Here is a 20708-nt window from a genome sequence, read left to right on the forward strand (position 1 = left end):
TGATTTTTATAATGGATTGTTGTGTCTTTAGAATGTTTTGAAACAACCTTTTCTGAATCGCTTTTACAATTCAGAAATGTCAAAATTAATATTGTAAGTAGTATGTTTTTCATAATTAACCACAACGTTGATGTGTATAGAACGTAGCGTATTAAAGGTAATGATTTTTGAGGATAAAATAGAGCTAAATTTTTAATTTTGTTTTTAACTTGTCAAACGTAAAAGCCAAATTAAAAATTTGGCGGACTCCGTAAATAAGCAAAAACCTCTCGGAAAGCCTAATTTAGCTATGTTTTATACACGGTGTTAGGCGTAGTGTTTTTACTTTTCAATACTTCTTTTTTCAACTTGGTTTTTTAAATGTTCTGTCGTGTTTTCCGCTCCACGAAGTTATATAATATGTAATACAATCATAATTAAAATGTTCAAGATTTTTCCCACTTTCAAGAATTTCTATTTCTTTATTTGTCAAAAGTGTTGATACTCCACCACCAGCAGAAACAACAAATAATTCGTCTTTTAATAATTTATAAAAATTTTCAAGTGCTTTTTTCAATTCCTTTTTGAAATTCAGTTCTGCAAAATTATCATAATGGCTATGAAAATTACCAAACCCAACAGTTAATTCGTTATTTTCAGTTTCAAAGTATAAATTAGCAACAGTATTTTCATTTTTTGGTTTTAGTTCAACCGAAATATACTTTTTTCCAAAATTCGATTTTTCTAATGATATATTTTTTAATAACTCTTTGTTATGTCTTTTTAAATATTTATAAACTTTAAGAGAATAATCATTTAACTCTTCACGTTTAAGTTCGTCTTTCTGTAATTTTAAAAAATTATAAAAATTATCTTTTATATTGCTTAATATCATTTCATTACGTTCGTTTTTTTTGACATTACGCCTAACAATTGTATATAGTTAGTACTAACTATATATCTATTATATAATTAATTTATTTTTAAATGATTGATAAATTAAACTACAGTACGTTATCCATTATTTCCTGTACAACCTCTGGGTTTAATAATGTACTTGTATCTCCTAAATTACTAGTATCGTTACTTGCTATTTTACGCAAAATACGTCGCATAATTTTACCCGAACGTGTTTTTGGCAATCCTGCGGTAAACTGAATTTTATCTAGTTTCGCGATTGGCCCGATAGACTCGGTAATCATTTGATTAATTTCTTTTCTTAGGTTATTATGGTCTCTAGTTTCACCAAAATCCTTCAGAATAACATAACCATAAAGTGCGTTTCCTTTAATATCGTGTGGGAAACCAACAATAGCAGACTCTGCAACTGCTGGATGTTCGTTAACAGCATCTTCTATAGGAGCGGTACCTAAATTATGACCAGAAACGATAATAACATCGTCTACACGACCTGTAATTCTGTAATAACCAACCTCATCACGCAAGGCGCCATCGCCTGTAAAATATTTGTTTTCGTAAGCCGAAAAGTACGTATCTTTATAACGTTGGTGATTTCCCCAAATGGTTCTAGCCATACTTGGCCAAGGGAATTTTATACACAACCGTCCGTCGACTTGATTACCCTTTAACTCCTGCCCTTCTTCATCCATTAAAGCCGGTTGAATACCAATAAACGGCAACGTGGCATAAGTTGGTTTTGTTGGTGTTACAAATGGAATTGGACTAATCATAATTCCGCCAGTTTCTGTTTGCCACCAAGTATCAACAATAGGGCTTTTCTTTTTCCCGACGTTATCGTTATACCAGTGCCAAGCTTCTTCGTTTATAGGCTCACCTACCGAACCAAGCACTTTTAATGATGATAAATCGTATTTTTCTACTAATTCCACACCTTGTTTTGCCAACGCTCTAATTGCTGTTGGTGCGGTGTAAAACTGATTTACTTTATGTTTTTCTACAATTTCCCAGAAGCGTCCAAAATCTGGATAACTTGGTACACCTTCAAATAAAACAGTTGTTGCGCCATTTGTTAACGGACCGTAGAGAATGTAACTATGTCCAGTAATCCAACCAATATCGGCAGTACACCAATACACATCGTTTTCTTTATATTGAAATATATTTTTAAAAGTATAAGCTGTGTAAACCATATATCCGGCTGTGGTATGCACCATGCCTTTTGGTTTTCCAGTAGAACCCGATGTGTATAAAATAAATAACGGATCTTCAGCATTCATAACCTCAGCTTTGCAAACGGTAGATGCTGCATCTAAAAGCGGTTGCAACCATTGGTCACGCCCAGCTTCCATATGGATATCTGTATTAATTCGTTTAGCAACCAAAACATCTTTAACTCCAGGGCAACTCTCTAAAGCCTCGTCTACAATACCTTTTAAATCGATAGTTTTTGAGCCACGATAAGAACCATCGCTAGTAATTACTATTTTACAATCGGAATCGTTAATTCGAGTTGATAATGCTGTAGCAGAAAAACCTGCAAATACCACCGAGTGAATGGCTCCAATTCTAGCACATGCTAAAGTGGCAATAGCCAATTCGGGAATCATTGGTAAGTAAATACAAACGCGATCGCCTTTTGCAATACCTCTGCTTTTTAAAACATTAGCAAACTGATTTACACGATCGTGTAATTGGTTGTACGTAATATGCTCAGCTGGATCTTTCGGGTCGTTAGGCTCAAATAAAATAGCCGTTTTATCGCCTCGCGTTGGTAAATGCCTATCGATACAGTTTTCTGTAATATTTAATTGTGCACCTTCAAACCACTTTACTTCTGGCTTCGAGAAATCCCAACTTAAAACTTTATCCCATTTTTTTTGCCACATAAAATGCTCTTCAGCTATTTCTTCCCAAAAGTTTTCGGGTTCTCTAACCGATTTTCTATAGACTTGATAATATTCTTCTAAATGTTTTATGTGATAATTACTCATGATATGTTTTTAGTTGGTTTTTAACAAAAAAAGTGGAAATTCTTTACTGAATTCTACTTTTAAAAAAGCTATTCAGTTCTGACTTCTAAAATAGCAAAATAATATGTATTTGACTTTGTTTTTAGGTTTTGTTAACAAAATAAGTGTGTTTAAAACAATTAAATTTTAAACGGTTTTAAAAAACGCTTGTTCTGCTTCATCAAATAAACGCGAATGAATTAAAAAACGGAGTCCTAATGGTATTTCTAAAGAAAAGCTTGCGCCTCGTCCTTCAGTGACATCTACTGTTAAATGGGTGTGTTTCCAATACTCGAACTGATCTTGATTCATATAAAAATTAACACCTGTTACGCTACCCAACAAAATATCGCTTTCATCGAGATACATATCGTCTTTTTCAAAAATCATTGGAGCCGATCCGTCGCAACAACCACCACTTTGATGAAAAATAAGTTCGCCATGCTTTGCCTTCAACGCTTCTACTACAGCTGCTGCTTCTTTTGTGATTTCTACTCTTTTCATAATTTTAAATTGAATTTTACAAAAAAGGCTGAACACTATATGGTTCAACCTTTTAAGTCTTAAACTATTAATTTCATTCTAAAAGAAACCTAACTTATTCTTGTCATAAGAAATCAGCATGTTTTTTGTTTGACGATAATAATTCATCATCATCACATGATTTTCACGACCGAAGCCCGATTTTTTATAACCTCCAAATGGAGCATGCGCTGGGTAAGCATGGTAACAATTAACCCAAACACGACCGGCTTTTATAGCTCTCGGTATTTGATATAGTTGGTGTGCATCTCGCGTCCAAACACCAGCACCTAAACCATAAAGCGTATCATTGGCAATTTCCAACGCTTCGGCTTCATCTTTAAATTTTGTAACACATGCTACGGGACCAAAAATCTCTTCTTGAAAGACTCTCATTTTATTATGGCCTTCTAAAATAGTTGGCTGAATGTAGAATCCGTTTGCAAATTTACCACTTAGCTTTTTAGCATCTCCACCCGTTAGCACCTTTGCTCCTTCTTCTTTACCAATTTTTAAATAAGCCTGTATTTTTTCATATTGATCATTTGATGCCTGTGCACCAAGCATGGTATTTACATCGTAAGGATTATCTTGAATAATGGCATTTGTTCTCGCCACAACGCGTTCCATAAAAGCATCATAAATATCTTCTTGCACTAATATTCTAGACGGGCACGTACAAACCTCACCACTATTAAAAGCAAATAAAACAGCACCTTCAATAGCTTTGTCTAAAAAGGCATCATCATGATCCATTACCGAATTAAAGAATACATTTGGAGATTTTCCACCCAATTCCATGGTTACCGGATTCAGATTTTTTGAAGCATATTGCATAATTAATTGCCCCGTTGTGGTTTCCCCTGTAAAGGCAACCTTATCTACTTTTGGACTAGATGCTAGCGGTTTTCCCGCTTCTGGGCCAAAACCATGTACAATATTAAAAACACCAGGAGGAAATACATCGGCAATTTTCTCCATTAATAATGTAGCCGAAGATGGTGTTTGTTCTGCCGGTTTTAAAACCACACAGTTCCCTGTAGCCAAAGCTGGTGGTACTTTCCATGATAACATTAATAAAGGAAAATTCCACGGAATTATTTGCCCTACCACACCTAGCGGTTCTTTAATATTCATAGATAGTGTGTTTGCGTCTAGCTCGGTGGCACTACCTTCTTCTGCACGAATACAAGCTGCAAAATAACGCCAATGGTCTACTGCCAAAGGTATATCGGCATTTAAACTTTCGCGTATAGGTTTCCCGTTATCACAGGTTTCCACTAAGGCAAATTCTTCAAGATTAGCTTCAATAATATCGGCTACCTTATTTAATAACGCAGCACGTTCTGCGGCTGGCGTATTTCCCCAAGATTCTTTTGCCGCATTAGCCGCATCGAGTGCCAAGTCTACATCTTCTTTTTGCGATCTCGGGTATTTTGCTATTAAACTATTGTCAATAGGCGATGTATTCTCAAAATATTCACCTCCAATTGGCGGCACAAATTTTCCGTTGATAAAATTAGAATACGATTCCTTAAATTTTGGTTTAAAATAACTCATTTGTTCTCAGTTTTTGTTGTTGGTTAAACATCTATTAGTTTAATTCTCAATAATTAATATGAATTTGCTTTATTTTAACATATTCATATTTTTATTATTAATAAATTGCTTAATACTTAGTTTCGATAAAGTTATATTATCAAATAACGAACGAGTTGAACATAATTATCGAAACATTGAACGTATCTATTATATAGCCATTAACACGCATCTTTTTTTGTATTATTGATTATGAGCCAGCTCCTAAACCACCACCGAAGCACTAGAAAACTTACAACTTTAGTTGAAAATCGAACCACGTACAATGCGGAGTATGCCGAATTAAACATATACGAAACACACGCTTACGCGGAAAAAGTAGCGCTTAAATTCGATTTCCCGATAATTGCGAGTATGCTTACCGGAAAGAAAATAATGCATATTGATGGTTTAGAGTCTTTTGATTTTTTCCCTGGAGAATCTGTAGTCATGCCAACCAACAAAGAAATGATTATTGATTTCCCCTTAGCAAGCCTAGATAACCCAACGCAATGTTTAGCTCTAGGCATTGATGGTAGTAAAATAGACGAAGTTGTTCAAAAATTTAACCACCATGTTGCTATAGAAAATGAAAACAATACCTGGAAACTAGACGAAAGTGCATCGCACCTTATTAATAACACCGATGTAAATCACCTTGTGGAACGCTTAGTTTACACCTTTACTAATAACAACACCTCTAAAGATGTACTGCTCGATTTAATGATACAAGAACTTGTGGTACGCTTACTGCAAACTAAAGCCAAGGCTTTTATACTTAATGATACCGAATCTATTTTTAATGATACCCGAATTGGTATGGTTATTAAATTTATAAAAAACAACCTTACTAATAAGGATATTAGTGTCGATTTACTCGCTAAAAAAGCATGTATGAGCACATCTCATTTTCATAAAAAATTTAAAAACACCTTAGGCATCTCTCCTATCGATTATATAAATTCTGAAAAAATAAAGTTCTCTAAAAAACTAATTAAAGAATCTAAAGATTTCCGAATGGCCGAAGTGGCTTTTAAATCGGGTTTTAATAACACGAGTTATTTTAACCGCCAATTTAAAAAAGTAGAACTTATAACACCTCAACAATTTAAGGCGTCTTTAAGTAAATAGGTTTAACCCGATCTTCTTTAAATCACAAAATTTTTAAATAAAACAACTGCAGTTTTATTCATTTATCCATACTTCAAAATAAGCCGAGCCTTAAGAAACACAAAAAGCATTACAATTAAAGAAACAAGCTACAACTTGTAATAGACTAATTATCTTCTTAACTTTACTAAAAAGCAGAAAAATTATGAAAGATTTAAAATTAGTAGCACTCGCATTTACCCTTGTATTTGCAATTTCTTGCAAAGATTCTAAAAAAGAAAACGAAACCATTACAGAAACTGAAGTGGTTAAAAACGTTGAAGAAACCATAGTAAAGAATAAAAATTTATCCATTTTATTATCACCAAAAAGCGGAAGTGATATAAAGGGAACACTTAATTTTACTGAAGAAAACGGACAAGTAACCATGAACGGAACCATTTCTGGATTGGAGACTGGTAAACACGCCATCCATATTCATGAAAAAGCAGATTGTTCTTCGGATGATGGAAAATCTTCTGGTGGACACTGGAATCCTACAGCACAACCACATGGTGCTTGGGGTGATGACACAGGGTATCATAAAGGTGATATAGGAAACTTAACAGCAAATGCTAACGGAGTTGCAACCCTTGCAAAAACCACAGATGAATGGTGTATAGGTTGTGGCGATGAAACTAAAGATATTTTAGGTAAAGCAGTTATTGTGCATTTAGGTGTAGATGATATGAAATCTCAACCCTCTGGCGATGCTGGCGCTCGTATTGGCTGTGCTGGTATTATAGAATAACTAGCATCTTGTAAAACTACAGATTATTAAAAACAAAACTGGTTGCATTTATCTTTCAAAGATATATACAACCAGTTTTTTTATACCTACTCTTGTAGTAAGGCAAAAAATTATATTTTAATGTGTCGCTTCTCCTGCTCCACTTGGTATTCTAATGTTTTCAACTATTTCCTGAACATATTCTGGTGGCTCTGGAGTAAACTTCATAATAACCACAGAAACTACAAAGTTGATTACCATAGCTACCGTACCAAATCCTTCTGGTGAAATATTAAACCACCAATCGGCTTTTGTACCGCCACCAAACCAACCAAATTTAAACTTGGTCATGTAAAACAACATAGAAAAAATACCAACAACCATACCTGCAATGGCGCCTTCTTTATTCATTTTTTTATAGAAAATACCCAAAATAATAGCAGGAAAAAATGAAGCTGCCGCTAACCCAAAAGCTAACGCAACCGTTGCCGCCACAAAACCTGGCGGATTAATACCGAAATAACCAGCAACACAAACAGCTACTACTGCTGCAAGACGTGCTGCAATTAATTCTCCTTTTTCGCTAATATCTGGCTTAATCATTTTTTTAATTAAATCGTGAGATACTGATGCCGATATCACTAATAACAAACCTGCTGCTGTAGATAAAGCTGCAGCCAATGCACCTGCTGCTACCAAAGCAATAACCCAGTCTGGTAATTTTGCAATTTCCGGATTTGCCAAAACCATAATATCGTTATCGACAATAAGTTCGTTTTTACTTTCGTCTGCAACATATTGAATAATACCGTCGTTATTTTTATCATTAAAAACAATTAAACCTGTGGTTTCCCATTTTGTAAACCATTCTGGCATATTTGCATAAGGCTGGTTCGATACGGTTTCTATTAAATTTGTACGTGCAAAAACCGATACTGCTGGTGCTGCCGTGTATAGAATTACGATTAGTAATAATGCTAAACCTGCCGATTTTCTTGCATCTTTTACTCTTTTCACTGTAAAAAACCTTACAATTACATGTGGCAACCCTGCTGTACCAACCATTAAAGCTAGTGTAATAGCAAACACATCAATCATAGATTTTGACCCTTCGGTATATTCAGCAAAACCTAAATCGGTGCTTAAACCATCAAGTTTATCTAATAAGTAAGTTCCTGAACCATCGGCTAACTGACTACCAAAACCTAATTGCGGAACAGGATTCCCCGTCATTTGAATTGATATAAATATAGCCGGAACCATAAAAGCAAAAATAAGTACACAATATTGAGCGACTTGCGTATATGTAATACCTTTCATTCCTCCCAAAACCGCATAGAATAAAACGATTATCATACCGATAATAACGCCTGTATTGATATCAACCTCTAAAAAACGTGAAAAAACTAAGCCCACGCCTCTCATTTGGCCTGCAACATAAGTAAAAGATACAATTAGTGCACAAAATACACCAACTGAACGTGCGGTGTTAGAATAGTAACGATCTCCAATAAAATCTGGAACCGTAAATTTACCGAACTTACGTAAATAAGGTGCTAACAATAAAGCCAACAACACGTATCCGCCTGTCCATCCCATTAAATATACAGCACCATCATAACCTGCAAAAGAAATAATACCTGCCATGGAAATAAACGACGCAGCACTCATCCAATCGGCTGCTGTTGCCATACCATTTGCTAAAGGTGATACGCCTCCTCCGGCAACATAAAACTCTTTTGTAGAACCGGCTCTAGCCCAAATGGATATGCCGATATAAATAGTAAATGTAATACCTACTAAAATATATGTCCAATTTTGAACGCCCAAACCTGCGAGAAAGCCACTATACATCATATCCGTATTTTTTATCTAATTTATTCATTAAACGAACGTAAACGAATATTAGCACAACAAATACATACATAGAGCCCTGTTGAGCAAACCAAAAACCGAGTTTAAAACCGCCAATTCGGACGGTGTTTAACGCATCTTTAAAAATAATTCCTGAGCCGAAAGAAACTATAAACCATATAAATAGTAGCAGAAGTACATATTTAATGTTTTCTTTCCAATAGGCTTTCGCCCGGTCTTTGTCTGTCATGGTGTAATTTAGTTAGTTGGTAAAGTGAGCAGGTAACATTTAAGTTTAGAAATAAAATGTTACCAGTTGGTAAGGCTAAATCTACACATAAAATTAATATAAAACACGTGAGTCTTTCAAAAACAATTAATTAGCCTTTTTTTAGTTACACATTTAGATGTTTTCTAAAAAAATGAATACTATCTCTAAGCTTCTAATCTCTTAAAATAAGCCTTTGCTTCTTTTAAAACTTTAGGAGCAAGAATAATAGTACTTAACATCGTTGGTATGGCCATAAGTGCAAATACACCATCAATTAAATTAAGCATCACGCTAAAAGGTGTGGTTACCGCCAAAACAATACTTAAAATGTAGATATAATTGTAATAATGTTTTTTATCGGCACCTATTAAAAAGGATAAACATTTTGAACCGTAATAAGAATAAGAAAACAACGAGGAAATACTAAATACAGCCACACAAACCATTAATAAGTATTTACCATAAACCGGCATAGATTTGCTAAATGCTGAAGCTGTTAAAGTCACTCCGTTATCTCCAGTAGTTTGCCAAACACCTGTAACTAAAATAGCCAAAGCGGTAAGTGTACAAACCACTAGCGTGTCTATCGCAGGCCCTAACATAGCCACTAAACCTTCTCTAATAGGCTCAGCTGTTTTTGTAGCACCATGAGCCATGGGGGCCGTACCAATTCCGGCTTCGTTAGAAAATGCACCACGACGAATACCTAATAAAATTAAAGCTCCAACAACACCTCCAAAAAAGGGTTCACCTTTAAAATTATTCGCCGCAAAGGCATCACTAAAAATCATCATAAAATATTTTGGAACAACTTGGTAATTCGAAATTAAAACAAAAAGTACCAAAGCAAAGTATAATAGCACCATAGCTGGAACTAATTTTGATGCTGCGTTACTAATTCGTTTTAAACCTCCAAGAATAATAACGGAAGTTAAACTTACCAAAATTAATGAGAGAATAAGGTTTGATTTTAGCCCAACCTCAATGCCATTAGGTCTTAAAAGAATATCGTTTACAGCCTGCGTTAATTGGTTTACGTTTACTACAGGTAAAGCACCAATTAAACCAAACACACTAAACATTATAGCCAACGGTTTCCAAGATTTCCCTAAACCTTCGGTGATAAAATACATAGGACCACCTTGTAAATCGCCATTACTATCTTTACCACGAAACATGACGGCTAAAGATGATGTAAAGAATTTTGTAGACATACCCACAATAGCGCTTACCCACATCCAAAACATAGCACCTGGTCCGCCTAGTGAAATAGCGGCGGCTACACCGGCAATATTACCCATGCCAATGGTAGAGGATAATGCCGTTGTTAAAGCTTTAAAATGCGATATTTCTCCAGGGTCGTCCGGGTTATCATACTTACCCCTTAATACCTGAATAGCATGGCCAATATACCTAAAAGGCAAAAATCTTGAGAGTATTAATAAATACAAACCGCCGCCAATTAATAATAAAACCAAAGGCAAACCCCAGGCGTAATCTGAAAATATTTTTATAATTTGTTCCATGCTTTCAAGTTGATTTTATAAATATATCAATTTACAAACACGACCTTTACATTTTTTAAAAGTATATTTATATTTCAAAACTCATTTTTATTGCAAACTAACCGAATATATTTTATTGATGCCGTTCGAGCATTTGCCATTTTAATGATGCTCCAAGGGCATTTTATTGATAATTTACTCGCTCGAGCATACAGAAGCGACATCAATACTATTTATAATATTTGGGTCTATTTCCGTGGCTTTACCGCACCTACATTCTTTACAATTTCCGGGCTTGTTTTTTCCTATTTACTATTACGCGCTCATGCTAAAGGAGATGATAAACCTAGAATTAAAAAAGGATTATTTCGTGGCTTGTTATTACTTGTTATTGGTTATAGTTTACGCTTAGATATTTTTAACTGGCTCTCCGGAAATTTTGATAATCGTTTTTTTGTGGTTGATGTGCTGCAATGTATCGGGCTTGCCTTAATAACTTTAGCCGGGCTACATTTGGTTTTCAAAAAATACAATTACCTCTTTTCTTTCGTGCTTTTTACACTCGGTTGTTTATGTTTTATCTCTGAGCCACTATATCGATCTATAGATTTACCTAATACACCACTCGTTTTAGCTAATTACATTACAACAAAAAACGGTTCAGTTTTCACTATTTTACCATGGATAGGTTACTCCTTTTTTGGCGCTTTTTTATCTACGGTATTTTTTAGACATCTACACCGAAAACATTTTAAATTAATAGCGATTATAACTTTTTTCGCTACAGGATTCTTTCTTATATTTCAATCGTCACCAATGCTAATTAGACTATATCTTTTAACAGATATTGAGTTACTAAAACAAAGTGCCTATTATAATTACCTTTTTACTAGGCTTGGAGACACCTTAATTTTATTTGGCATTTTTTACAGTTTAGAACGTTTTTTAAGACAATCTATAATTACTAGAATAGGCGAAAAAACACTATCCATATACGTTATCCATTTTATAATCCTTTACGGAAGTTTTACAGGCTTGGGATTAAATAGTTTTTTTAGAAAATCTTTAGATCCAACGCAAGCCGTTTTAGGTGCTGTTGCTTTTATGATGGTGGTTTGTTTCATTGCTTTCTATTACGCTAAAACAAATGCCTTTATTTATAATTTAATTAGAAAACTGTCAGGGAAATTTAAAAACTAATTATGGCTTACGATGCTTATTTAGCCGATAGAATCCGGCGCGTTCTAAATGATAAACAAATTTATTTTTCTGAATTAAAAATGATGGGCGGCCTCTGTATTAAAGTTGACAACAAAATGCTTTGCGCTATTTTTATCAATAAAAACTATGGAGATAGTTTGATTATGGCACGAATTGGTGAAAGTGTTTATTTAGATGAACTTAAAAAACCAGAATGCTTATCTATGGATTTTACAGGTCGTGCCACGAAAGGTTATATTTACGTAACTCCTGAAGGTTTTGATACCGAAGACTATTTAGAATATTGGATACAATTATGCCTTAACTATAATCCTTTAGCAAAAGCTAGTAAGCCGAAATCGAAAAAGAAAAAACCGCTTTAAAATCACTTCTAGCTAGACTTGATATAAACAAAAAAGACCTTGCTATGCAAGGTCTTTTTTGTTTATTAATAATATTTTATTCTATTTCAAATAAGCCAAAACATTAGCTTCTATTCGTTCTTGAATATTAGAAACATCGGCTTTTACAAAAGCTTCACCTGTAATGTTTTCATAAAGTTCAATATAACGATCGGATACCGATTGAATATAATCATCGCTCATAAAAGGTACTGTTTGTCCCTCTAAACCTTGAAAATCGTTTGCTATTAACCACTGACGTACAAACTCTTTCGAAAGTTGCTTTTGAGCTTCTCCCTTTTCTTGACGTTCTTGGTAGCCTTCGGCATAAAAATAACGTGAAGAATCGGGTGTATGAATTTCGTCTATTAATACAATCTTTCCATCTTTAGTTTTTCCGAATTCATATTTTGTATCTACTAAAATTAATCCGCGAGAAGCAGCTATTTCTGTTCCTCTTTGAAATAATTTGCGCGTATAATCTTCTAAAACCACATAATCCTCTTCGGAAACAATACCACGCTTTAAAATATCTTCACGAGAAATATCTTCATCATGATCTCCCATTTCGGCTTTAGTTGCTGGCGTAATTATTGGGTTTGGAAACTTATCATTTTCCTTCATCCCTTCTGGCATGGCAACGCCACAAAGTATGCGTTTACCTATTTTATACTCACGTGCTGCATGACCAGACATATAACCACGAATTACCATTTCTACTTTAAAAGGCTCGCATAAATGCCCTACTGCTACATTTGGATCCGGTGTTGCGGTTAACCAATTAGGGACAATATCCTTAGTGGCATCCATCATTTTTGTAGCGATTTGGTTTAATATTTGCCCTTTATAAGGAATCCCTTTTGGCATAACAACATCAAAGGCAGATAAACGATCGGTAGCTACCATCACTAACTCGTTATCATTAATATTATATACGGCTCTTACTTTTCCTTTATAAAGACTTTTTTGTCCTGGAAAATTGAAATTAGTATCAGTAATTGTGTTCATTAGAAGTAGACTATTGTTTGTTTTGCAAATGTAATTTGTTTACTATCGCCAAACAAATCTAAATAAAAAAAGGAGAAATATAAATTTCTCCTTTTAAGTATTATTAAATAGTATGGTGATTTATTTAAATCTAATATTATAGGTAACTCCTACTCCCACATTTTGCACATCCACATCGTATTCTGCAAACGTATTTTGATAATAAGCGTAGAAATTCCAATCTTTATTATGGTAACCAATTTGAGGATTAACATATAATCCACCATCGTTATTTTCAACATTAGTTAAAAAACCATACCCAACATCTGTTCCTAAAAACAAACCATTTGGCGTAAAATAATAACGAAAGAAACCTGCTGCGGGAATTACACCAAAATCATCAACGTTATCTTTTCCAAAAAAGTGGTTATAACCTGAAGCTACTCCAATTCCAATATTAGGGTTAATTAAATATTGCCCTCTTAAATCTAAACCTAAAGAATAGGAAGATGCATCGTTTACATCTCCTACTGGTACTCCTGTTATTATTCCGGCCTTTAACCATGAGTTATCTGAAGTTATTTCTACATCTTCTTGTGCAAAAACTGAGTTAAAACCGAATAAGACTGCTACTAAAAGTATTTTTTTCATAATATATTTCGTTTATAATTATATGCAAATTTCCAAAACTTGAACTTAAAAAAGTTACAAGATTTTAGGTAATGTTTATAGAATTATAGGATGTAATTTCGTTAAAAACGCCAAATCAACACTTTACAGGAAAAGGGATAAAATAGCAAAAGCCAGTTAAAAACTGGCTTTTGCTATTCTCTAGATAATTAGGCTAATATTAGATCCTATTTACTAATCTATATTCTCGATACTTTTATAAGCTTCAATTACTTTTTTAACGAGTTTATGACGAACGACATCTTTATCGTCAAGAAAAATCATACCAACACCTTCAACATTTTTCAGAATTAAAAGTGCTTCTTTTAGTCCAGAAATAGTACGCCGTGGTAAATCTATTTGCCCAGGATCTCCGGTTAATAGAAACTTAGCGTGTTTACCCATTCTGGTTAAAAACATTTTCATTTGGGCGTGTGTTGTATTTTGCCCTTCATCTAAAATAACAAAAGCATTATCTAGAGTTCTACCACGCATAAAGGCCAAAGGTGCAATTTGTATGGTACCATTCTCGATATACTGAGCTAATTTTTCAGCAGGAATCATATCACGGAGTGCATCGTAAAGTGGTTGCATGTATGGATCTAACTTTTCCTTTAAATCTCCTGGTAGAAAACCCAAATTCTCACCGGCTTCTACAGCAGGCCTTGTTAAAATTATACGTTTTACCTCTCTATTCTTTAATGCTTGCACGGCCAATGCTACACCTGTATATGTTTTACCTGTTCCGGCTGGACCGATGGCAAAAACCATATCGTTTTTGTGCATAAGCTCCACCATTTTTCTTTGGTTTGCAGTTTGGGCTTTGATAAGTTTGCCTCCTACGCCGTGCACAATTACTTCGCCTCCTTTGTTAGACGCAATATAATCGTCACTACTTTGGCTTGTTAAAACACGTTCAATAACGTTTTCGTCTAACTTATTATATTTGGAAAAATGCTTGATGAGCATCGTCATCCGACGATTAAATTCGTCTAGCATTTCTTCTTCTCCAAAAGCTTTAATCTGATTGCCGCGGGCTACAATTTTTAATTTAGGAAAGTACTTTTTTAAAAGTTCAATATTTACATTTTGTGCGCCAAAAAACTCTTTAGGCGTAATTTCTTCTAATTCAATGATGATTTCATTCAAAGGCGTTGTTTTAATTTTAACTAAATTAGATATTAAAACCTCTCAATTTTCATTTAAAATATAAAAACGAAAACAAAAATTTATGTAGGTTTGTATCTCGTAAGTGTTCATCTCAAAAATACATAATTTTAGATGACAAAACGCTAAAAACATATCAACAATTTCGTTCATGGCTATAATAACATTAACATCAGATTTTGGCTTAAAAGACCACTTTACTGGCGCAACTAAAGGTGCCATTTATAGTGAGTTGCCCGATGTTAATATTGTTGATATCTCGCATAATGTATCACCATTTAGTATTCCAGAAGCGGCATATATTATACAAAATGCCTATAGTAGTTTCCCTGAAGGCACTATCCATATTATTGGTATTGACTCGGAAATTAATCCTGAAAACAAACATATTGCAGTAAAACTAGATGGGCATTATTTTATTTGTGCTAATAACGGTATTATGAGCATGATTTGCTCGGAAATTGTTCCTGAAAAAATTGTTGAAATTAATATTCACGATAAAATACAAACAAGTTTCCCTGTTTTAGATGTTTTTGTAAAAGTAGCCTGCCATATTGCTCGTGGCGGAACTTTAGATGTGGTTGGAAAAACCATAAATAGCATTAAGCCTATTAAAAACATTGAGCCTTTTGTTAATGATGATAAAACTCAAATTGTTGGTAGTATAATTTATATTGATAATTACGGAAACGTGGTTACCAATATTAAACGTAGCTTTTTTGAAAGTGTACAAAAAGGTCGCGATTTTGAAATTTCGGCAAGAAATTATAAATTTAAAAAAATTCATCTTAAATATAGCGATATTGTAAACTTCGATATTCCTGCTGAAAAACGTCAAGATGAAGGACGGAAATTAGTAGTGTTTAATTCTGGTGGTTTTTTAGAAATTTCGGTGTTTAAAAGTAACCCATCCACCGTTGGTAGTGCATCTACTTTATTAGGTTTGGGTATTATGGATGCTGTAAGTGTTAATTTTAGTGCTTCTTCCATTATTGCAAAAAGTCAAATTGCGCTAGATGGTCGTATTTAAATAATAAAGCATCTCAATACAATCCCTTTCGAGGAATAACCAAAATAATAAAGTATGTTAGTTAGAATTGTTAAAATGGGTTTTTACAGACAGAATGTGGAGGTCTTTTTAGAAAGTTTTGAAAATAACAAAACTAGAATTAGAGCTTCTAATGGTTGTACTTTTTTAGAATTGTATCGTGATAAAAACGACCCTACAATACTTTTTACCTACAGTTACTGGGAAAGTGATGCTCAGTTGCAAGAATACAGACAATCTAAAGAGTTTAAAGCACTTTGGAAAACACTAAAACCTCTTTTTTGTTCAAGACCAGAGGCTTGGAGTTTGGATAGATTAGAGACTTTAGATTAGTACTAAATTAATAATAAAAGCAATAATTTATAATTGCGACTACATTTGTAAAACATATGCTCGCCATACTTAAAAAAGAAATAAACGCATTTTTCGCATCGCCTATTGGTTATTTAGTAATTGCCATTTTTTTATTACTAAACGGACTATTTTTATGGGTATTTAAAGGTGACTTCAATATTCTAGATTACGGATTTTCTGATCTATCACCTTTCTTTCTACTTGCGCCTTGGATTTTAATGTTCCTAATTCCAGCGGTTACCATGCGTAGCTTTTCCGATGAAAAAAAGCAAGGCACCTTAGAACTTCTATTAACAAAACCAACATCACTTACTCGTATTGTATTAGGTAAATATTTTGGAGCATTTATTTTAATTTTAATAGCTCTTGCACCAACATTACTATACGTTTACACTATAAACCAGTTAGGGAATCCTGTCGGAAATTTAGACATTGGTAGCACTATGGGTTCCTATTTTGGTTTACTGTTTTTAGCTGCCGCATATACAGCTATTGGCGTTTTCACCTCCACAATTACCGATAATCAAATTGTAGCTTTTATAAGCTCAGTATTTTTATGTTTCTTATTTTATATTGGTTTTGAAGGTATAGCAGATTATGCTTCTAGTCATTTTATTGATCAATTAGGTATGAGCTCGCATTATAAAAGCATGAGCCGTGGTGTTCTAGATACAACCGATGTTTTATACTTTTTAAGCCTTACCATCTTCTTCATTTTTATAACTATTAAAGGTATTAAAAATGAAAAGCTGAATAAAAAATCCTGGATACAAATTGCTAGTCTTTTTGTTGGTTTATTAATTCTGAATAGTGCAGTTAACGGAATACATAAACGTTTTGATTTAACCGAAGATTCACGATATACATTAAGCGATGCCAGTTTAGAAATTATAAAAGACGTAGATACTCCAATAATTATTGATGTATTTCTAGATAGTGAAAATTTCCCTTCGGAATTCAGACGTTTACAAGCAGAAACAAAACAATTACTTGAGGAATTTGAAGCTGAAAACCCAAATATCATTTTCAATTTTTTCAATCCTTTAGAAGATGAAGCTAATCGTGATATTATCATAGAACAACTTACCCAACGTGGTTTAACACCTATGCAAATGAGTGTTCAAGAAAATGGAGCTTCAACCCAAGCTATTATTTTTCCCTGGGCGTTGGCTAGCTATAACAACCAAACGGTAACAATTCCGCTCATAAAAAACAAAATTGGTACCAACCAACAAGAATTAGTAAGCAACTCTGTACAGCATTTAGAATACGCTTTCGCGGATGGGTTTAGAAAACTTACCAACCCTAAAAGCAAAAAAATTGCAATTCTAAAAGGCAACCAGCAATTGGAAGATAAGTACATTGCCGATTTTGTAAAAAAATTAGGAGAATATTATTTAATCGCGCCATTTACTTTGGATAGCGTTGCCAAACAACCTCAAAAAACTTTAGAAGCATTAAATAACTTCGATTTAATAATTTCAGCAAAACCAACAGAAGCTTTTACTGAAAGTGAAAAACTAGTCTTAGACCAGTACACGATGCATGGCGGCAAAAGTCTTTGGTTAATAGATGCCGTTGCTATTGAAAAGGATAGTTTATTCAATGCTTTAGGTGAAAATTTTGCCATTCAAAGAGATTTAAACTTAACCGATTTTTTCTTTAAATATGGTATACGTATAAACCCAGTAATGGTATCCTCAATATATTCTGCACCAATTACATTAGCCATGGGAGAAGGTAGTCAATCTCAATTTCAAAATTTACGCTGGCCCTATTCTCCATTTGGTAGTTCAAGTAGTAACCACCCTATTGTAAATAATCTAGATTTGGTAAAATTCGACTTTGCCAACCAAATAGATACACTCAAAAATAATATAGAGAAAACCATTCTTTTAGAAACAGCTCCAATAGCAAAACTAGAAGGTACACCTAGAAAAATAAGTTTAGACGTAGTCACTCAAGAACAAAGTCCTTCAGAATTTAACTCAGGAAAACAAACCTTAGCTGTATTACTTGAAGGTGAATTTCCATCAGCTTACATTAACAGGATTAAGCCCTTTAAACTCGGTCAAAATAAAGATAAAAGTGTAGCAACCAAAATAGTTATTATTGCTGATGGCGACGTTATAAAGAACGATGTTATTAAAAACGTACCGCAAGAATTAGGTTTTGATCGCTGGACCGGAAAAAATTACGGTAATAAAGAATTTTTACTGAATACAGTAAATTATTTACTCGATGATAACGGACTTATAAACATTAGATCTAAAGAAATAGCAGTGGCCTTTTTAAACAGGCAAAAAATAACTGCAGAAAATACACAATGGCAACTTATTAACATTGCATTACCACTGGTTTTCTTAGCTATATTCGGGTTTAGCTTTAATTACTTTAGAAAGAAAAAATATAGTGCTTAAATGTTAATAAGTTTGTTTCCAAATATAAGTCTTAAAGAATATATTTGTAAGTAGCATAATTACAATTTTAACTAAGTTAATAGATGAAACATTTATAACTAAACATACTTTTATTGTTGTTTAAAGTTATAAGTTAAATGTAACATCTGACCTCTAAAAAATATAATTCAACACATGAAATTTATAGTATCAAGTACTTATTTGTTAAAACAATTACAGGTTTTAGGTGGTGTAATCAATAGTTCGAACACCCTACCTATTTTAGATAATTTTTTATTTGAATTAGACCATAACAAACTAACAGTTTCGGCTAGTGATTTAGAAACCACTATGGCTTCGACATTAGACGTTGAAAGTGACAGCGAAGGCAGTGTTGCCATTCCTGCACGTTTGTTGTTAGATACTTTAAAAACGTTTCCTGAGCAACCTTTAACTTTTGTTGTTGAAGATAATAACACCGTTGAAATTAGCTCAAACCATGGTAAATACGCTTTAGCTTATGCAGATGGTAACGAGTTCCCTAAAGCTGTAGCATTAGAAGATCCAAGCAAAACAGTTATTGTTGGAGATATTTTAGCAACTGCAATTAGCAAAACAATATTCGCTGCTGGAAACGATGATTTACGCCCAGTAATGAGTGGTGTATTTTTTCAATTTTCGACAGAAGGCTTAACATTTGTAGCTACAGATGCTCATAAGTTAGTAAAATATACACGCGCTGATGTTCAGGCTAACCAAGTAGCCGAATTTATTATGCCTAAAAAACCTTTAAATTTATTGAAAGGAATTTTAGCCGGTAGTGAAAATGAAGTTACTATAGATTATAACGAAAGTAATGCAAAATTTACTTTTGAAAATTCAGAGTTAATTTGCCGTTTAATAGATGGTAAATATCCAAATTACGAAGCGGTAATTCCTAAAGAGAATCCTAATAAATTAGCTATAGATAGAACACAGTTTTTAAACTCTGTACGTCGTGTTAGTATTTTCTCTAACAAAACAACTCACCAAATTCGTTTAAAAATCGCAGGTGCGGAATTAAATATTTCAGCTGAAGATGTAGATTACAGTAACAAAGCCGAAGAACGTTTAACTTGCGATTACCAAGGTGATGATATGCAAATTGGTTTTAACTCTCGTTTCTTAACTGAAATGCTTAACAATTTAGGTTCAGATGAAGTTCAACTAGAAATGAGTATGCCAAACAGAGCTGGTATTTTAACTCCTGTTGATGGTTTAGATGAAGGTGAACACATTACTATGCTTGTTATGCCAGTTATGTTAAACGCATAAGGCTTACATAGAAATAATAAATTTTAAACATAAAAAAAAGAGGTTATTTGATTTAATTCAAATAACCTCTTTTTTGGTTTCGTACATCTTTAAAGAGTATTTGTATACAATTATTATATACACAGCTATTAACAGCTTAATACATATACTAATAACTATAACTAGTTATAGTTAGTCAACCGATAAAATCACAACGTATTAAATAAAGTCAATTTAAGTTTAATCTTAAAAGTTCTACTACAAAAACAGTATTATAAATAGATTTAGATACCCTTGGTAGACTCTATACATCAAGAATTCATATATAAGCCTATATGCTTAACTTACAGGAAAACCAAAGATCTAGATATTAAATCCCTTATATTTAAATGTATCTAAATAAATTAAACAAAACTACCTTCCTTATATTTATTAATACAATTACTTAAGGTGTTATGGTATCCTTATAAAACTCCCTTTTAATCAACAGAACAATATCACTTACGCGGAACTATAACTAAGCATATCATTAAATGGAAAGATTAATGCATTCTAAAGTAAACAATCTTATTACTTTTTAAACAGTAGTATAACAAAACATAATAAGCTTAACACTTAATATATTACTTAGCTTGTAATCAATATTCAAAAATTATACAGCCATCTTATATT

18 protein-coding genes are annotated in these 20708 nt (G+C 33.4%); 8 read left to right on the forward strand and 10 right to left on the reverse strand.

Annotated elements, in window-relative coordinates:
- Positions 1–343: 343 nt before the first annotated feature.
- The 4 genes from V6246_RS17805 to V6246_RS17820 all read right to left on the reverse strand — a co-directional run bounded on the left by V6246_RS17805 (position 344) and on the right by V6246_RS17820 (position 4991).
- Complete coding sequence (locus V6246_RS17805) at positions 344–874, reverse strand: hypothetical protein (RefSeq protein WP_341561795.1); 531 nt, start codon at positions 872–874, stop codon at positions 344–346.
- Between the two features lie 109 nt (positions 875–983).
- Entirely contained in the window at positions 984–2891 is a 1908-nt protein-coding gene (gene acs / locus V6246_RS17810; protein WP_341561796.1) for an acetate--CoA ligase, read from the reverse strand.
- Between the two features lie 165 nt (positions 2892–3056).
- Positions 3057–3413: a DUF779 domain-containing protein gene (locus tag V6246_RS17815; RefSeq protein WP_341561797.1), complete on the reverse strand. Its 357-nt coding sequence runs from the start codon at positions 3411–3413 to the stop codon at positions 3057–3059.
- 78 nt (positions 3414–3491) lie between these two features.
- Entirely contained in the window at positions 3492–4991 is a 1500-nt protein-coding gene (locus tag V6246_RS17820) for an aldehyde dehydrogenase family protein (RefSeq protein WP_341561798.1), read from the reverse strand.
- 231 nt (positions 4992–5222) lie between these two features.
- Here V6246_RS17820 and V6246_RS17825 point away from each other — a divergent pair, with 231 nt between their 5' ends.
- Positions 5223–6140, forward strand: coding sequence for an AraC family transcriptional regulator (locus V6246_RS17825; RefSeq protein ID WP_341561799.1), 918 nt, complete (start codon positions 5223–5225; stop codon positions 6138–6140).
- A gap of 184 nt (positions 6141–6324) precedes the next feature.
- Positions 6325–6909 carry a superoxide dismutase family protein gene (locus tag V6246_RS17830; RefSeq protein WP_341561800.1) on the forward strand — a complete coding sequence of 195 codons (585 nt, stop codon included), beginning with the start codon at positions 6325–6327 and terminating at the stop codon, positions 6907–6909.
- A gap of 117 nt (positions 6910–7026) precedes the next feature.
- Here V6246_RS17830 and V6246_RS17835 read toward each other — a convergent pair whose 3' ends face one another.
- The 3 genes from V6246_RS17835 to V6246_RS17845 form a co-directional block, all read right to left on the reverse strand.
- Positions 7027–8718 carry a sodium:solute symporter family protein gene (locus tag V6246_RS17835; protein WP_341561810.1) on the reverse strand — a complete coding sequence of 564 codons (1692 nt, stop codon included), beginning with the start codon at positions 8716–8718 and terminating at the stop codon, positions 7027–7029.
- Between the two features lie 16 nt (positions 8719–8734).
- Positions 8735–8992 carry a DUF4212 domain-containing protein gene (locus tag V6246_RS17840; RefSeq protein ID WP_341561801.1) on the reverse strand — a complete coding sequence of 86 codons (258 nt, stop codon included), beginning with the start codon at positions 8990–8992 and terminating at the stop codon, positions 8735–8737.
- 185 nt (positions 8993–9177) lie between these two features.
- A complete protein-coding gene (locus V6246_RS17845) occupies positions 9178–10539 on the reverse strand; it encodes an alanine/glycine:cation symporter family protein (RefSeq protein WP_341561802.1) in 1362 nt (453 codons plus the stop codon).
- 90 nt (positions 10540–10629) lie between these two features.
- Between V6246_RS17845 and V6246_RS17850 the strand changes: the two genes are divergently transcribed.
- Both V6246_RS17850 and V6246_RS17855 read left to right on the forward strand, forming a co-directional pair.
- On the forward strand, positions 10630–11718 hold the full coding sequence (locus V6246_RS17850; protein WP_341561803.1) for a heparan-alpha-glucosaminide N-acetyltransferase domain-containing protein: 1089 nt from the start codon (positions 10630–10632) through the stop codon (positions 11716–11718).
- Positions 11719–11720: 2 nt separating this feature from the next.
- Positions 11721–12101, forward strand: a complete 381-nt coding sequence (locus V6246_RS17855; protein WP_341561804.1) for an RNA methyltransferase — start codon at positions 11721–11723, stop codon at positions 12099–12101.
- Positions 12102–12182: 81 nt separating this feature from the next.
- Here the strand turns inward: V6246_RS17855 and V6246_RS17860 are convergent, their stop codons facing one another.
- From V6246_RS17860 to V6246_RS17870, 3 genes are all read right to left on the reverse strand, one after another.
- Positions 12183–13127, reverse strand: a complete 945-nt coding sequence (locus V6246_RS17860; RefSeq protein ID WP_341561805.1) for a phosphoribosylaminoimidazolesuccinocarboxamide synthase — start codon at positions 13125–13127, stop codon at positions 12183–12185.
- Between the two features lie 120 nt (positions 13128–13247).
- Positions 13248–13757 (reverse strand): hypothetical protein, encoded by a 510-nt coding sequence (locus V6246_RS17865; RefSeq protein WP_159019389.1) that lies wholly within the window; start codon positions 13755–13757, stop codon positions 13248–13250.
- Positions 13758–13970: 213 nt separating this feature from the next.
- Complete coding sequence (locus V6246_RS17870; RefSeq protein WP_341561806.1) at positions 13971–14924, reverse strand: PhoH family protein; 954 nt, start codon at positions 14922–14924, stop codon at positions 13971–13973.
- A gap of 169 nt (positions 14925–15093) precedes the next feature.
- Here V6246_RS17870 and V6246_RS17875 point away from each other — a divergent pair, with 169 nt between their 5' ends.
- The 4 genes from V6246_RS17875 (at position 15094) to dnaN (ending at position 20057) form a co-directional block, all read left to right on the forward strand.
- Complete coding sequence (locus V6246_RS17875) at positions 15094–15972, forward strand: SAM hydrolase/SAM-dependent halogenase family protein (RefSeq protein ID WP_341561807.1); 879 nt, start codon at positions 15094–15096, stop codon at positions 15970–15972.
- A 54-nt stretch (positions 15973–16026) separates the two neighbouring features.
- Positions 16027–16323 carry a putative quinol monooxygenase gene (locus V6246_RS17880; protein WP_341561808.1) on the forward strand — a complete coding sequence of 99 codons (297 nt, stop codon included), beginning with the start codon at positions 16027–16029 and terminating at the stop codon, positions 16321–16323.
- A 56-nt stretch (positions 16324–16379) separates the two neighbouring features.
- Positions 16380–18764, forward strand: a complete 2385-nt coding sequence (gene gldG, locus V6246_RS17885; protein WP_341561809.1) for a gliding motility-associated ABC transporter substrate-binding protein GldG — start codon at positions 16380–16382, stop codon at positions 18762–18764.
- Between the two features lie 174 nt (positions 18765–18938).
- Positions 18939–20057, forward strand: coding sequence for a DNA polymerase III subunit beta (gene dnaN / locus V6246_RS17890; protein WP_042501518.1), 1119 nt, complete (start codon positions 18939–18941; stop codon positions 20055–20057).
- Positions 20058–20708: the final 651 nt, after the last annotated feature.

The organism is Algibacter sp. TI.3.09 (assembly GCF_038154905.1).
GTDB lineage: Bacteria > Bacteroidota > Bacteroidia > Flavobacteriales > Flavobacteriaceae > Algibacter.

Bases quoted from the DNA above. Each gene is read 5' to 3' on its own strand.
- V6246_RS17840 (WP_341561801.1), bottom strand. From the start codon at position 8,992: ATGACAGACAAAGACCGGGCGAAAGCCTATTGGAAAGAAAACATTAAA.
- gldG (WP_341561809.1), top strand. From the start codon at position 16,380: ATGCTCGCCATACTTAAAAAAGAAATAAACGCATTTTTCGCATCGCCT.
- V6246_RS17820 (WP_341561798.1), bottom strand. From the start codon at position 4,991: ATGAGTTATTTTAAACCAAAATTTAAGGAATCGTATTCTAATTTTATC.
- V6246_RS17845 (WP_341561802.1), bottom strand. From the start codon at position 10,539: ATGGAACAAATTATAAAAATATTTTCAGATTACGCCTGGGGTTTGCCT.
- dnaN (WP_042501518.1), top strand. From the start codon at position 18,939: ATGAAATTTATAGTATCAAGTACTTATTTGTTAAAACAATTACAGGTT.
- V6246_RS17830 (WP_341561800.1), top strand. From the start codon at position 6,325: ATGAAAGATTTAAAATTAGTAGCACTCGCATTTACCCTTGTATTTGCA.
- V6246_RS17860 (WP_341561805.1), bottom strand. From the start codon at position 13,127: ATGAACACAATTACTGATACTAATTTCAATTTTCCAGGACAAAAAAGT.
- V6246_RS17815 (WP_341561797.1), bottom strand. From the start codon at position 3,413: ATGAAAAGAGTAGAAATCACAAAAGAAGCAGCAGCTGTAGTAGAAGCG.
- V6246_RS17875 (WP_341561807.1), top strand. From the start codon at position 15,094: ATGGCTATAATAACATTAACATCAGATTTTGGCTTAAAAGACCACTTT.
- V6246_RS17855 (WP_341561804.1), top strand. From the start codon at position 11,721: ATGGCTTACGATGCTTATTTAGCCGATAGAATCCGGCGCGTTCTAAAT.
- V6246_RS17865 (WP_159019389.1), bottom strand. From the start codon at position 13,757: ATGAAAAAAATACTTTTAGTAGCAGTCTTATTCGGTTTTAACTCAGTT.
- acs (WP_341561796.1), bottom strand. From the start codon at position 2,891: ATGAGTAATTATCACATAAAACATTTAGAAGAATATTATCAAGTCTAT.
- V6246_RS17880 (WP_341561808.1), top strand. From the start codon at position 16,027: ATGTTAGTTAGAATTGTTAAAATGGGTTTTTACAGACAGAATGTGGAG.
- V6246_RS17805 (WP_341561795.1), bottom strand. From the start codon at position 874: ATGATATTAAGCAATATAAAAGATAATTTTTATAATTTTTTAAAATTA.
- V6246_RS17825 (WP_341561799.1), top strand. From the start codon at position 5,223: ATGAGCCAGCTCCTAAACCACCACCGAAGCACTAGAAAACTTACAACT.